This is a genomic window from Niallia sp. FSL K6-0212 (genome assembly GCF_038007605.1).
In the GTDB taxonomy this organism is placed as follows: Bacteria; Bacillota; Bacilli; order Bacillales; family Cytobacillaceae; genus Niallia; species Niallia circulans.
This window is the reverse complement of the sequence record NZ_JBBOXL010000001.1, coordinates 784,274-799,624: the sequence shown is the minus strand read 5'-3', so window position 1 is coordinate 799,624 and position 15,351 is coordinate 784,274. Positions and strand designations below refer to the sequence as shown.

At 38.7% G+C, this 15,351-nt stretch carries 13 protein-coding genes; 8 read left to right on the top strand and 5 right to left on the bottom strand.

What is annotated here, in order from left to right; all coding sequences use genetic code 11:
* From MHH96_RS03575 to galU, 5 genes are all read left to right on the top strand, one after another.
* A complete protein-coding gene (locus tag MHH96_RS03575; protein WP_061800810.1) occupies positions 1–510 on the top strand; it encodes a DinB family protein in 510 nt (169 codons plus the stop codon).
* A gap of 105 nt (positions 511–615) precedes the next feature.
* Positions 616–2,646, top strand: coding sequence for a Na+/H+ antiporter (locus MHH96_RS03570; protein ID WP_061800809.1), 2,031 nt, complete (start codon positions 616–618; stop codon positions 2,644–2,646).
* A gap of 140 nt (positions 2,647–2,786) precedes the next feature.
* Positions 2,787–4,478, top strand: a complete 1,692-nt coding sequence (locus MHH96_RS03565; RefSeq protein ID WP_061800808.1) for an ATP-binding protein — start codon at positions 2,787–2,789, stop codon at positions 4,476–4,478.
* Positions 4,479–4,538: 60 nt separating this feature from the next.
* Entirely contained in the window at positions 4,539–5,093 is a 555-nt protein-coding gene (locus MHH96_RS03560; RefSeq protein WP_047942644.1) for a YdhK family protein, read from the top strand.
* A gap of 342 nt (positions 5,094–5,435) precedes the next feature.
* Entirely contained in the window at positions 5,436–6,332 is an 897-nt protein-coding gene (gene galU / locus MHH96_RS03555; RefSeq protein WP_047942642.1) for a UTP--glucose-1-phosphate uridylyltransferase GalU, read from the top strand.
* Positions 6,333–6,414: 82 nt separating this feature from the next.
* Here galU and MHH96_RS03550 read toward each other — a convergent pair whose 3' ends face one another.
* From MHH96_RS03550 to selD, 4 genes are all read right to left on the bottom strand, one after another.
* Positions 6,415–7,038 (bottom strand): hypothetical protein, encoded by a 624-nt coding sequence (locus MHH96_RS03550; RefSeq protein ID WP_341116705.1) that lies wholly within the window; start codon positions 7,036–7,038, stop codon positions 6,415–6,417.
* Positions 7,005–7,127 carry a hypothetical protein gene (locus tag MHH96_RS03545; RefSeq protein ID WP_268876331.1) on the bottom strand — a complete coding sequence of 41 codons (123 nt, stop codon included), beginning with the start codon at positions 7,125–7,127 and terminating at the stop codon, positions 7,005–7,007. The genes MHH96_RS03550 and MHH96_RS03545 overlap by 34 nt, the downstream gene beginning before the upstream one ends.
* Before the next feature lie 108 nt (positions 7,128–7,235).
* The gene (mnmH, locus tag MHH96_RS03540) at positions 7,236–8,297 is read right to left on the bottom strand and encodes a tRNA 2-selenouridine(34) synthase MnmH (RefSeq protein WP_047942641.1); all 1,062 of its coding nucleotides are present in this window, start codon (positions 8,295–8,297) and stop codon (positions 7,236–7,238) included.
* 18 nt (positions 8,298–8,315) lie between these two features.
* A complete protein-coding gene (gene selD / locus MHH96_RS03535; RefSeq protein WP_047942640.1) occupies positions 8,316–9,365 on the bottom strand; it encodes a selenide, water dikinase SelD in 1,050 nt (349 codons plus the stop codon).
* A 198-nt stretch (positions 9,366–9,563) separates the two neighbouring features.
* Between selD and MHH96_RS03530 the strand changes: the two genes are divergently transcribed.
* Positions 9,564–10,616 carry a permease gene (locus MHH96_RS03530; RefSeq protein ID WP_047942638.1) on the top strand — a complete coding sequence of 351 codons (1,053 nt, stop codon included), beginning with the start codon at positions 9,564–9,566 and terminating at the stop codon, positions 10,614–10,616.
* A 20-nt stretch (positions 10,617–10,636) separates the two neighbouring features.
* Here the strand turns inward: MHH96_RS03530 and MHH96_RS03525 are convergent, their stop codons facing one another.
* Positions 10,637–11,764: a GntR family transcriptional regulator gene (locus tag MHH96_RS03525; protein WP_047942636.1), complete on the bottom strand. Its 1,128-nt coding sequence runs from the start codon at positions 11,762–11,764 to the stop codon at positions 10,637–10,639.
* Between the two features lie 391 nt (positions 11,765–12,155).
* On the opposite strand from MHH96_RS03525, the gene MHH96_RS03520 reads away from it, so the two are divergent.
* Positions 12,156–13,115 (top strand): acetylxylan esterase, encoded by a 960-nt coding sequence (locus MHH96_RS03520; protein WP_061801322.1) that lies wholly within the window; start codon positions 12,156–12,158, stop codon positions 13,113–13,115.
* A complete protein-coding gene (locus MHH96_RS03515) occupies positions 13,108–15,342 on the top strand; it encodes an alpha-galactosidase (protein WP_082810140.1) in 2,235 nt (744 codons plus the stop codon). Before MHH96_RS03520 ends, MHH96_RS03515 begins: the two co-directional genes overlap by 8 nt.
* Positions 15,343–15,351: the final 9 nt, after the last annotated feature.

Here is a 15,351-nt window from a genome sequence, read left to right as displayed (position 1 = left end):
ATGATAAGACCAGCCATTAGTGATTATCCAGAACATTATCGGGAGTATATAGGCTTAGTTCCAGAGGGAGATATAATTGCTTTAATTAATGCTCAAATAGAAGAAACAGTTGCTTATATAAAGGAAAACGAAGACCGACGTGATTTTCGCTATGCAGATGGAAAGTGGTCATTCATCGAAGTGGTTGGTCATATGAGCGATACGGAGAGAATTCAGGCATATCGCTTAATGCGGATTGCTCGAGGAGATAAAACGCAATTAGCCGGTTATGATGATGAGGACTATGTGGAGAATGCCCATTTTTCGACAAGAACAATAGATGATCTATTAGAAGAATTAGTGGCAGTCCGCAAATCTACGGTAAGCTTGTTGAAAGGCCTTCCAGAAGATGCTTGGGAAAACAGGGGTTTTGCTAATAACGGAGAATTTACTGTCATGGCCCTTGCTTATATTATTGCCGGGCATGAGCTTCATCATTTGAAACTGATTAAAGAAAGATACATGGTTTAATTATGAAGGGAGGTTCCTGTTGGGAATCTCTTTTTAATCTCTTTCCAACATAATCTACATAAAAAGGAGAAAAACTAGCATAAGAATCTGCAAGGAGACAACAAGATGGAGTTATTAATAACAATCATTTTATTATTATTTTGTTTACTGATTTCGAATATTGTCAGTCATTATCTTCCCTCTATCCCAACTGCCTTAACGCAAATTGCATTTGGAGTAGTGATGGCACTTCTCTTCTCCGATTTTGAGCTTGAATTAGAGGCAGAGTGGTTTTTGCTCTTGTTTGTTGCCCCTTTGCTCTATAACGATGGCAGGCATTTTCCAAGAGAAGAGCTATGGAAGATGCGTACTTCTATTTTAGGGAATGCCATTATCTTAGTATTGCTTACGACTATCGTTGGCGGTTATTTTGTTCATTGGCTTATTCCCAGTATCCCACTTGCGGCGGCCTTTGCTTTAGCGGCAATTTTATCCCCGACAGATCCAGTAGCTGTCAATGGGATTGCGAAACGTATTCATATTCCAGCAAGCGTGCTCAACCTTGTAAGAGGAGAATCGCTGATTAATGATGCTTCAGGGCTAGTGGCATTTAATTATGCGGTTGCTGCTGTTGTCACAGGATACTTCTCGATTACAGAGGCATTGACTGATTTCACGTATACCTTTTTCATTGGAGCTGTAGCAGGACTTGTTTTAAGTCTTCTTATTATCATAATCCGTTTTATTTTACGAAAACAGGGAATCCAGGATGTTACATTCCACTCTTTGTTACAGGTGCTGACACCGTTTCTAATTTTTATTATAGCTGAGGAAATGCTCCATGCTTCTGGGGTGATTGCTGTTGTAGTAGGTGGAATTATTCACTCCTTAGTGAGTGAAAGAACAGAAACGATGCTTGCGGAGGAACAGGTATTAACGGAAAATATTTGGTCTATCGTTATCTTTATTCTTAATGGAATAGTCTTCTTATTACTCGGGTTAAATATCCCATCTTCTATTGTGGATACAGTGGAAGATCCTTCTTTAAGTAATTGGTTAATTATCGGATATGTCATGTTAATTGGGATTGTTATTCTTGGCATTCGCTTTTTCTGGTCCTATTTATTTTCCATTTATGAATATAAAGCGAACAAGACAAGAGAAAGCGAAAAGCCGAGTATGAAGCATACTTTACTGGTCAGTCTGACAGGAGTCCGCGGGGCGGTAACAATGGCAGGGGTACTGTCGATCCCCTTTGTCATCCATACTGGCCAAGGATTTCCGGAGCGTTCCTTAATTCTCTTTCTAGCTGCAGGTGTTATCATGTTCACTTTACTTGCAGCTACGATATTTTTGCCATTCCTTAGTAAAAATAGTGGAGAGACAGAAATAAATGATGAAGAACTAGTAATCAGAGCAAAGAAAAAGCTTATGCTTTCCACTATTGATAAGCTTTATTTAGAAATGAATGAAGAAAATACAGCAGCTGCTTATGAACTAATTGATGAATATAAACGACGCATTCAGCAGTTAAATTATCAAGTGGCAAGAACAGAAGAGGAAGAGAATAAATATTCAGCCTTGGTTGAAATTAGGTTGCGCGCCTTAAAAGAAGAACGTAACTATGTACACCATTTAGTAAAAGAGGAAAAAATTTCAGAAGAAGTGTTTGCGATTTTTGAAAAATCATTGGACTATCGCGAAGAAATACTATGCACCAATGTGCAAACTGGGACGAGATTTCTGTTTGGAAAGGCCATGAGAGGCTGGAAACGCTTTGTGCGGAAACACCGCGGTAATAAACGTGATCGAAGAGAACAAATTCGTATCAGCAAAGAGGTGCTATTAAATTCGATGAAATCTGCTCTTTCCTATTTAGAACAATGGAAAGAGACAGCGGAACATAAACAGCAAGTAGAATCCGTTATTTTAGAATACCGACGGATGGTCGATCGCTGGGAAAAACAACCATCAGCATCATTTAATGAAAAGCTGCAGGAACAAATAGAAGAATTACGTCTAGGCATCGTGGATCAGCAACGCGCAGCCATACAGCAAATGTATGAAAAAGGAGAAATAAATCGAGAACAGACGAAAGAACTTCGTAGATTTGTTCATTATATTGAGAGTGTAACCTTGTATGAATATGAAGAATAGACGGAGAGAGAGTTCCTTCCTGCATAGTGAGGAACTCTCTCTCTATTTTTGAAAAAATAATAAATTCATCCAAATAGTCGGAAATTTACATGCTATAATAAAAGGATATTAAACTTTATAAAGAAAGTTGGGGGTTTTTAATGGCTGTATATACTCCTCAGACAAGGTTTCATCCAGAGGTTGCTCTTACAAATCTCTCTGATATGACAAGTGGTGCCCATGTCTTATACTTAACGAACGACGAAGATAAATACATAACTAATGCGGCGTCCTTCTTAAAAACCGGTCTGCTTTTGGAGCAAATAGTAATTTTTGTCGATCAGCAGAAAATATGGCCACTAATAATAAAAAAGTTGGAAGCGAACGGATTACATACTAAGCTAATTGATAAAATAAACTTTATTGATAGTGAAGATGTTTATTTTAAAAACGGAGAACTATGTTTGGAGAATATAATGGAGGCAAGCAAAGACTTGGTTGATCCTACCCTATTTTTCAATAAAGAAATTACCATCCGTTATTGGGGGAAAATAATACCAAGACTCTTAAGTGAAAAAAGTAACATAGATAAATTACTTCAATACGAGGATAAAGTAGATGAGTACATAAGGGATTATCATAATTATACGGTATGTGTCTATGACGGGATGGAATTATCTGCAAGCAATTATATAAGCTTAAAAAAGTACCATCCATATGTGATGACAGATACGGAATTTACCTTATCCAGTGTTTATGAAAAAGAAATCTTACCTCCATCCCCCGTGCGAAATGGTAAATATGAAGAGACGATTGCCAACCTACAATTAGCACAAACCTACTATTCCCGGCTAGTAGAGGACATGCTAGACGCGGTATTTATTACTTCCAACAATATTATTATGTATGTAAATAAAGCAGCTGCAAAGTTATTAGATGCAGAAGATCTTGTCGGAAAGTCAGCTTACGAGATTATGGAGCCAGATTTCCTAGAAAACTATTTAGATAAATCTAGAAATATATGGAAAGAAGAAATTTCTACTCCATATGAAATGCAGTTGATTACCTCAAAAGGAAAAAAGGTAGAGGTAGAAGTTTTAGCTTATCCGTTTCTTTTTGAAGATTTAAGTTCCACCGTTATTATCATTGCACGAGATATAAGTGTTAGAAAAGAGAACCAGCAGCTGCAGATAAAAAATGAAAAACTAGGAATAGCAGGACAACTAGCAGCAAGTATTGCCCATGAAATTAGAAATCCTCTTACGGCCATTAAAGGTTTTTTAAAGCTGGCATACCAAGGGGCGATGAAATTAGATGATATTTATCCAATCCTTGATCTTGAAATCAATCGAATCGAAACAATTGCAAGCGAGCTAATGTTTTTAGGAAAACCAGCCAGATCAGAAATTAAAGAAACAAACATTGGAAAAATTCTTCTCGATGTCTACACCTTAATGCAATCACAAGCCAATTTAGATAATGTTGTCATTAATTTAGATACATATGGAGATCATTTAAATACATTATGCAATGTAGATCAGATTAAACAAGTTTTTATCAATTTGGTCAAAAATGCGATTGAAGCAATGGATAATGGCGGCATCATAAATATGGAAGCAAAGCTTGATGGAAAATGGGTAGTTGTTACTATTACTGATAATGGGAAGGGAATACCAGATGAAATAAAGAATAAGCTGGGGGAACCTTTTTACACAACAAAGGAAAAAGGAACCGGGCTAGGGCTAGTAATCTGCTATAACATTATCGCAGAACATAAGGGCAAAATAGATTATGTCTCAGAAGATGGAATGGGTACCACATTCACGATTCAATTACCTCTCGCTAATAAATAGACGTATGTTTAAAATAACCTCTAAAGTGAAAGAATTCATAATAATAGAGGAGGTAATGAAATGAAAAGTAGGCATTTTTACATGGCGGCGGTTTTTGCCGTACTGTTACTATTTTACGGTTGTTCATCTGGTGAAAAAAATAGCGATAGTGAAAATCTATCTACGCAAACCCAGCATGAACACAAAGAAACGGGATCTTCAGATATTCCCGATGGCCTAGAGCCAGCATCAGATCCTACTTATAAAGAAGGCAGTCAAGTCATCTTAAAGGCAGATCACATGGAAGGAATGGACGGAGCAGAAGCGACGATATTAAATGCATTTAACACGATTGCGTATGAAGTGACTTACACTCCGACAACAGGTGGAAAACCAGTCAAGCATCATAAATGGGTTATTCAAGAGGAAATAAAAGATGCTGGGAATGAAATGCTTGAAAAAGGGACAGAGGTTACCTTAGAAGCAGATCATATGAAAGGGATGAAAGGTGCAAAAGCGACGATAGATTCCGCTGAGAACACAACCGTATATATGGTAGATTATCAACCGGCAACAGGCGGCAATATGGTAACAAATCACAAGTGGGTCACCGAAGAAGAAGTATATCCGGAATAATATTAGAAGAAAAGGGTTGTTATTACAACTCTTTTTTTGTATGGTAGAATAATAAGTTTTCTGAATATTAAAGGTGTAATAAATGCATTTAAGGGATAATTTGACAAAATATTGTAAAAAGTGATAAGTTATTAAAAAATACATAACAACTATTCTCAAAGAGAAGCTAAAGTGATATAATGGTTGTGCGTTATGAAGAACGAATTAATACTTAATATAATTTTATAAAGAACAGTCTTGTGTTTTTTACTAATAATTTACAAAGAAGAAATTCGTATTTGAATTCCTTTGTAACAAAAAAATGGTATAATCAAAAGTGAATTGCTTAAAGGAGGAAATAAGTTGAAAAAAGTAAGAAAAGCGATCATTCCAGCCGCTGGTCTAGGTACTAGATTTTTGCCTGCAACGAAAGCGATGCCGAAAGAAATGTTACCAATTGTCGATAAACCTACAATTCAATATATCGTAGAGGAAGCAATTGCTTCTGGTATTGAAGATATTATTATCGTTACCGGTAAAGGAAAAAGAGCGATTGAAGATCACTTCGATTACGCACATGAATTAGAACAGAATCTTCGTGATAAAGAGAAATTTGAGTTGCTTGAGAAAGTTCAATATTCTTCAAATCTTGCAGATATTCATTATATTAGACAAAAAGAGCCAAAAGGTTTAGGACATGCTGTATGGTGTGCAAAAAGCTTTATTGGCGATGAGCCATTTGCTGTTTTACTTGGTGACGATATCGTGCAGAGCGATACACCATGCTTAAAACAATTAATTGACCAATACGAAGAAACACATGCTTCTGTTATTGGCGTTCAAACAGTGTCAGAAAATGAAACACACCGTTACGGAATTGTCGATCCAGGTGAGAGCGAAGGAAGAAGATACCAGGTAAATAATTTCATTGAAAAACCAGCTCCTGGAACAGCACCTTCTAACCTAGCAATCATGGGTCGCTATGTGTTAACGCCAGAAATCTTCATGTACTTGGAAAATCAACAAACAGGTGCAGGCGGAGAAATCCAATTAACAGATGCCATCCAACAATTAAACCAAATTCAACGTGTTTTTGCTTATGATTTCGAAGGAGATCGTTATGACGTTGGTGAAACATTAGGATTCGTTAAAACAACATTAGAATTTGCTTTACGACGAGATGAAATGCGAGAAGAAATTATTGAATATATGAAAGCAGTACTGGATAAAGCTGATCTAGATAAAATCAAAGTATTGTAATAAGAGAACGTCTTTTGGATGTAGATCAACTGCATGTGAGAGGCGTTTTTGTTTGGAATTTGTGGGAGTGAGGGGGGATTAGTTAGTGGCTGGTGGTTTGGCTGATAAATCTGAAGTTTGGCTGATAAATCTGAAGTTTGGCTGATAAGTACTGAAGTTTGGCTGATAAGTACTGAAGTTTGGCTGATAAGTACTGAAGTTTGGCTGATAAGTACTGAAGTTTGGCTGAAAAATCTGAAGTTTGGCTGATAAATCTGAAGTTTGGCTGATAAATCTGAAGTTTGGCTGATAAATCTGAAGTTTGGCTGAAAAATCTGAAGTTTGGCTGAAAAATCTGAAGTTTGGCTGATAAATCTGAAGTTTGGCTGAAAAATCTGAAGTTTGGCTGATAAGTACTGAAGTTTGGCTGAAAAATCTGAGGTTTGGCTGATAAATCTGAAGTTTGGCTGAAAAATCTGAAGTTTGGCTGAAAAATCTGAAGTTTGGCTGAAAAATCTGAAGTTTGGCTGAAAAATACTGAAGTTTGGCTGAAAAATCTGAAGTTTGGTTGATAAATCTGAAGTTTGGCTGAAAAATCTGAAGTTTGGCTGATAAGTACTGAAGTTTGGCTGATAAATCTGAGGTTTGGCTGATAACGCCCCAAGTTTGGCTGATATCCTAAAATCCCTTCCCTTAATTTTGCTCTTGTCTCAGTGTTTCTAGCCAATAATTCCAAATTTCTGCCTGAATCGACTCCATCATTAGAAGGATAATCACAAAAACGGCACCCAAATCAACTCCATAGTCAATCACCACTGCAAAATCCCTTCCTTCATTTAACATTCTACACGCATTACGCCCTCCAAACTAAAAAAAGCTTTATCACTTGTCCTCAATAACAAGTAATAAAGCCATTTACAAAAGTTAGTTCACTTCGCTCTTCGCTGAAGTCCGACTCTTCTTTTGCCAAAACTCCCTTACTTTAATGATCGCATCCTCTGTGTTTTGCACATATAAATCGATAGTTTGCTCATCTTTATATTGTAAAGCCGTTCTTTCATAGAGCGGATCATAATAGTAGGTTAACAGCAATTCAACAGCTTCAGCATAGTTTCTAGTCTGTAGAGATTCTTCAATTTTAGCAGCCGCGGGTGTGTGGATGCGCCGCTTGATTAATTGGAATGCTTCTACACATTCATCATGATGATTGGCTGGAGAATAGTCAGTCAATATATGCTGAACTCGTTCCTCGATTGGCATATGAATAAATAGCTGAAGGCCAGCCTCCTTTTTTTTCAAAAGAAAGTTAGGCAGCAGTACTTTGCCAATTCGCTTACTTTCACCTTCCATTAAAAAATAGGGAGAAGCAGGCAGCTTTTCGATTTCGCCGACAAGCAAGGAGTCGAAAGTCTTCTGATTATGGGGCTTGAGTCCAATTTGGCCGAAGATGGAGCCGCGATGATTGGCCATTCCCTCCAAGTCCAATACAGGAAGTCCTTCTTGTTTTAAATGCTGTAAAATAACAGTTTTATTGGAACCAGTGTAGCCGTTTAAGACAATTGCTTCCTGAGCCATTTCCATTGTATCTAATTGGTGGATAACCCATTGTCGGTACGTCCGGAAACCGCCTTGCAAGCGGTAGCTATGCACGCCCATTAAATCAATAACGGTTGCCGCTGTTTTACTGCGCATGCCGCCCCGCCAGCAAAAGACCACTACATCCCTTGATAATTCTTGGAATGACTGGATGAAAGCAGGCAGTTTAGCAGATACGATTTCCAAGCCGCGAGCTTTTGCCGCTTCCACACTTACCTGCTTATAAAGAGTCCCAACTTCTGCTCTTTCCTCATCTGTAAAAAGAGGGATATTGACACTGCCAGGAATTGTATGCTCGTTAAATTCAGAAGGAGAGCGAACATCTACTAAAGAAAATTCTTTTTTCTCCCGTAATTCTAATAATCGTTCGATTGTTATATCTTGAAACAAGGTAGCTCCGCCTTTCTCTTACCCAACAAAAATATGGCCAGGGCTCTCTTCTGTGACTTCTCCAATGATCGCCGCTTCTACACCGGCATCAACTAATTCTTGCAGCAATGCATCTGCTTGTTCACCTTCAACAGAAATAAGCAGTCCACCAGAAGTTACCGCATCGCATAAAATTAACTGATCAAGCTCATCTAATCTAGAAGCAAAAGTAACATCGCCTTCTAGGTGGGCAAAGTTATTTTTCGTACCGCCAGGAATTACCCCTTGTTCCGCTAATTCTTTTACACGTGGAAGAACAGGAACTTGATCGCGGTTAATATGGATGGTTGTATTGCTTCCTTTCGCCATCTCTGAAGCATGTCCAAGTAATCCAAATCCAGTTACATCTGTACAAGCATGTACATTATAAGACTCCATCACTTCAGCAGCCTTCTTATTCAGTGTAGCCATAACTTTTGTCACACGATCAATTTCTTCTGCTGTTAATAGACCCCTTTTAATTGAAGTGGTTAAAATACCGACACCGATTGGTTTGGTTAAAATTAGTTTGTCAGTAGGCTTAGCACCGGCATTTGTACGTACTTTATCTGGATGGATGGTTCCAGTGACAGCAAGACCAAATTTTGGTTCTTTATCATCAATGGAATGTCCGCCGACAAGGGTAGCTCCAGCTTCTTTCACTTTATCGCCAGCACCTCGCATAATATCAGCCAAAATTTCTTTTTCTAAAACAGAAATAGGGAAAGCCACAATGTTTAGGGCAGTTAACGGTTTTCCACCCATTGCATAAATATCACTTAAGGCATTTGCTGCAGCAATTTGTCCAAACGAGTAAGGATCATCCACAATTGGCGTAAAGAAATCGACTGTTTGCACGATTGCTAATTCATCTGTCAGCTTGTAAACGCCAGCATCATCGCTTGTATCTAAGCCAACAAGAAGATTTGGATTTTTCTCTGCTGGTGGTAATGTACGAATGACTTCAGATAAGTCAGCAGGACCGATTTTGCAGCCGCAGCCTCCTTTGGAAGATAAAGATGTAAGTTTAACGGAATAAGACTGTGTCATATGACACCAACCTTCTTTCTAGTAAATTAAATATTTTTTATTAAGTATTCTTCTCTATTATAAAGCAGTTAGCAGGACATTGCATGCTTAGCAGATTGGATGGGAAAAAAAGGAGATTAAATCATTTTCGGGTACCTAAATTTTAAAATATGATATAATTTAAAACGCAATTAATCTAATATATCGAAGGTGAAAGTAATGAGTACGTTAGCAGAGGAGCAATCAAGTAAAAAAAGAACGTTTTGGTTCGCTTTTCTATTTGTTTTAGTCGCAGTAATCGGTCTCACATATGTGAAATGGTGGCCATATTATCATAAAGCCATCCTTTCTTTTCAAACAAATTCTATCGGAGATTCGATTCTGCAAGATCAGATTTCCGGAACATTCACATGGAGTGCCGCAGTAGATTATACGGTTACTTACTTCCAATCTGTTTGGAAGGCAGCAATTTTAGGTATTCTGCTAGGTTCCCTTGTGCAAGTTCTTCTGCCGACTGGCTGGCTGTTAAAGGTGCTAGGGAAAACAAGCTTTGGCAGTACTGCAGCAGCAGGACTAGCATCTATACCAGGAATGATGTGTACTTGCTGTGCCGCGCCAGTCGCTGTGGGGCTTCGTAAAAAAAATGCCTCCGTCGGCGCAAGCTTGGCCTTTTGGATTGGGAATCCAACCATCAACCCAGCAACCTTAATTTTTATGACTTTTGTCCTTTCTTGGAAGTTTACTGTATTACGTCTTATCGTTGGACTAGTTTTAACCTTTGGCATTAGCTATTTTGCCAACCGCTTTGTCAAAAATCCAACTCCTGTTTCTATGGATAAATTAATAGAAGATGCGGAAGTAGATAAGCGTTCATTTTTAAATAGATGGCTTACTTCTCTTGGAAGCATGGTTCTTTATGTGGTACCGGCCTATGTTCTGTCCGTATTAATTCTAGGTGCAGCGCGTTTTTGGCTCTTCCCGCAGCTAAGTGACAGCATGTCTAATAGTTTGATTGCTATTCTGATTTTTGCAGTAGCTGGGATGCTTTTTGTTATTCCAACAGCCGCTGAAATTCCGATCATTCAAACGTTAATGGCAATGGGTCTTGGAGCAGGACCAGCTGCGGCCCTGCTTATTACACTGCCAAGTATAAGCTTGCCATCTTTATTGATGGTAGCGAAATCCTTTCCAAGAAAAGTACTCGTATTTGTATCCATATCGGTAGTCGTTTTAGGAATTATCAGTGGATTAATAGGAAAGTTAATATTCTAGTATGTTAAGATCCGCATGTGTTAAAACACGGCGGATCTGTTCTTTTTTACAACGTCAGTGGAGGAACGGATGACTAGTTCTGGTTCATAAATAATCGGGTCGTCCAAGGAAAGATTGTATTCTTTTCCTTCAACGGCTGCAATAATTCTTCTAGCTGCATCTATTCCCATATGACTTTTCGGATGGGCGATAGTAGTTAATGGAAGATTTGGTGAGTCAGCTAGTGCAGTATCATCGAAGCCAACAAGGGAGATATCCTCTGGTACAGATAAATGCAATTTTTGTAAAACTTTGTGAACGATAACGGCAACATAATCATTGTAGCAGACGATAGCAGTAGGCATATTCTTTCTATTTGTAAGCGTATTCAAAATTTTCTCCTCCAAACCAGCATGTAATTCTTCGGTAGTAAAAGTAACGACAAGCTCCGGTGCAATCGTAAGCCTCTCATTTCGCAGCGCCTGCAAAAAGCCTTGCATGCGATGAACGCCTTGTAAATCATCCGATTGAAAGAGACCAAGAATTGTCTCATGCCCAAGCTGGATTAAATGATCTGTTGCCATATATCCGCCTTTTACATCATCCATAATTAAATAGAAGGGAGAGAGCTGCGAATAATATTGATTAATCATTACATAGGGGATATGGCGTTCCTCCAGCTCCAGGTAATAATCTAGATTAGGATTGAAGTGACTGCTTTTTGTAGGTTCTAAAATGAGTCCGTCCACATTTAAATCAAGGAGCTTGCGGATACATAATCGCTCCTTTGCATGATCATTTTCCGTACAAACTAATGTTAAAGAATATCCCCTTTCTGTTAAATAAGTTTCCATTCCACGGATAATCGATGGAAAAATATAATCAGAAAGATAAGTGGTCATCACCCCAATGTTTTTCCCATTCGCTATTTTCTGGCCTTTTCTACTAGCAAAAGGTTCCCCGCAAAAGGTGCCAACACCCTGCTCCCGATAGAGCCATCCCTCATCGACAAGTTCTCCAATCGCTAATCGAACCGTATGCCTGCTTACATCAAACAGCTTCGAAAGCTCATACTCCGAATAAATCCGATCCCCCGGTTTCACTCGTCCATTGATTACCCAATCCTTTATCGATTCCATCACCATTACCTTTTTTGAATGTCGCCCCATTGTAACTCCCCCTTTAAATGCAAATCTGTTACTTCTAACAAATGCAGCCATTTCCGCAGATATACATTTTTTATTGGTTTTGTGAAAAGTTTATTGGATTGGAGAGGATGAAAGAATTCGCAAATAAAGGTGGAAAGGTCGCAAATAAAGTAAGAAAAATGCAACCAATGCTATAAAAACTGCAAACTCATTCTCCATCAGCCCCAACAAAAAAGCATAATCGGCAAGTATACAATGAAAATTATTCAATAAAATAACAATAACCGCATTTATAAACGAAAAAATACTACAACCAAATTTTGATTTTACATTAATATAAATAAATATAGACATTTACAATTTCAAGTATATACATTATAATGAAAGCGATAACAGTTCGGAGGTGTCCTTCATGAAAAAAGAGCAGGTAATCAATGAATATCGAGAATATAAAGGATCTGGTCGAAAGCCCGCGGATTATGATTTATATTGGGATAAGGCGTTACAAGAGCTAGACGAACAAAGCTTAGATTACGAGTTAGAAAGAGTAGAGATTCCTTCCAAAACGGCAGAATTTTTCAACTTATATTTTACAGGTGTAAAAGGTGCAAGGATAAGATGCCAATATATCCGTCCGAAAAAAATAGAAGGAAAGGTGCCTGGGATGCTGATGTTTCATGGCTACCATGGGGATAGCGGGGACTTTGGTGATAAGCTTTCCTGGGTAACAGAGGGGTTCGCTGTTCTTGCGATGGATTGTCGCGGGCAAGGCGGAGAGTCAGAAGATACGACAACGGCGAAAGGAACGACATTAAAAGGATTAATTATCCGCGGTGTCGAAGAAGGACCAGAGAGCCTTTATTATCGAAGCGTATTTTTAGATACTGCTCATGCAGCTAGAATTTTAATGAGCATGGAGGAAGTTGATGAAGAGGCTGTTTCTGTTCAAGGTGCCTCACAAGGCGGTGCTCTGTCATTAGTCTGTGCAGCACTGGAACCGAGAGTGAAAAAAGTAGTAGCACAATATCCTTTCCTTAGTGATTATCGCAAAGTATTTGAGTTAGACATTAATTCATCTGCATATGAGGAATTGGCATATTGGTTCCGGTTCAGAGATCCAATGCATGACAGAGAAGAGGAATTTTTCGATACATTAGAATACATTGACTTACAGCATTTGGCACCGAGAATTAAAGCAGAAGTAAAGTGGGCAATTGCCTTAGAAGATGGCGTTTGTCCGCCAGCAACGCAATTTGCTGTGTACAATCAGATTTCTTCACCAAAAGAGATGATTTTCTTCCCAGAGTACGGGCATGAATATTTGCCGAAGCTCGGAGATAGAGTCAGGGGGTTTTTGTTAAATCATGAGTAGAATGATTACATTCAATAAAGAAACACTAGAATTTCATTTATCAAACGGACTTATAAGTTATTTATTTCGTGTCATTGAAAAAACATCCCAGCTAGAGCATCTTTATTTTGGTAAGGCAATCCGACATCGTCATAATTTTCAATATTTACTAGAAAGAGAGATTCGTCCTTCTAATAATCAAATAGAGGGAGATCATACTTCTTCTTTAGAGCATATAAGACAAGAATACCCTTCTTATGGAACAACAGATTTTCGCACACCGGCACAGCAAATTCGTTATCCGGAAGGGGATCGGATTTCTGATTTCCGTTATGATCATCATAGCATCCTAGAAGGAAAGCCTGCATTAACGGGACTGCCTGCTACTTATGTAGAGGACAAGGGCGAAGCGGAGACATTAGAGGTTGTTTTAAAAGATACGTATTCAGACATAAGTATTCATTTATTTTATACAATTTTTGCGGGGAGAAAAGCAATTGCTCGGAGTGCGAAGTTTGTAAACAATGGTAAGCAAAGCTATGATTTAGAATCAGCGTTGAGCTTAAGTCTTGATTTTCCTGATAAAAATTTTGAACTTGTTCATTTACATGGAGCTTGGGCACGGGAAAATCAGATGGAAAGAAAGCCTGTGATGACGGGTATTCAAGCGATTTCTAGTGCAAGAGGGGCAAGCAGCCATCAGCATAATCCGTTTATGGCATTGGTGCGACCGGATACGACAGAGCATACAGGACAGGCATATGGCTTTAGTTTAATTTACAGCGGCAATTTTTTAGCACAAGTGGAAGTGGATACATATCAAGTAACAAGAGCGATGATCGGCATCAATCCATTCGAATTCACTTGGCGCTTAAAGCCGAATGAAGCATTCCAGACGCCAGAAGCTGTTGTTGTATTTTCAGATGAAGGCCTGAATGGGATGAGTCAGACCTTCCATGAGCTATATCGTACAAGACTTGCTCGCGGTGAATGGCGCGATAAAGAACGTCCGATTCTCATTAATAACTGGGAAGCAACCTATTTCGATTTTAATGAGGATAAGATTTTGGATATTGCCAAAAAAGCAGCTGAAGTGGGTGTCGAATTATTCGTCCTCGATGATGGCTGGTTTGGGGAAAGACATGACGACACTTCTTCCTTAGGAGACTGGTTTGAAAATAAAGACAAATTGCCAAATGGCATTAAAGGTTTAGCAGAGAAAATTCATGCATTAGATCTAAAGTTTGGTTTATGGTTTGAACCAGAAATGATCAGCAAAGGCACGAAGCTTTTTGCAGACCATCCAGATTGGCTTATTCATGTTCCTGGAAAAAGAACATCTCATGGCCGCAACCAATTTGTCCTCGACTATTCTCGTCCAGAAGTTGTCGACGGAATTTTTGCTCAAATGGATGCTATTCTTTCTACCAGCAAAATCGACTATATCAAATGGGATATGAACCGTTATATTTCCGAGGTCTTTTCGATTGCTTTGCCAAAGGAGCAGCAGGGAGAAGTATTCCATCGCTATATTTTAGGTGTGTATTCTCTATATGAGAGACTGCTAGCTAAATATCCACATCTATTAATCGAATCCTGTGCTGGGGGCGGAGCTAGATTCGACCCAGGCATGCTCTACTATGCTCCCCAAGCGTGGGCTAGTGATGATACGGATGCAGTTGAGCGTTTGAAAATTCAATATGGTACTTCTATGGTTTATCCGTTATCTAGCATTGGGAGTCATGTGTCAGCTATTCCAAATCATCAAGTTGGCAGGATGACGAGCTTAGATACAAGAGCAAATGTTGCTTATTTCGGTACATTTGGCTATGAACTGGACATTACGAAAATGTCGGAAGAAGAGCATGCGAAGATGAAGGAGCATATTGCTTTCTTTAAAAAGCATCGCAAGCTAATCCAGCAAGGTACATTTATCCGTTTACAAAGTCCTTTTACGAATAACGAAACAGCCTGGATGGTCGTCTCCGAAGATAAGACAGAAGCAATCATCGGCTATTATGAAGTGCTGGCAAAGCCGAATCGACCGTATGAACGCTTGCGGTTAAAGGGCTTAGCAGTAGATAAATTATATACGATTAATAATGAAGTAGAGCGATATGGCGATGATTTAATGGAAATCGGGCTAATATTTGCGGGAAATTATATCGACCGTGCCAGCGATTACTGGTCAAGAGAGCATATTTCCGATTACAACAGCAAGATATTTTATTTAGCAGAGAAACAATAAAGGAGATTA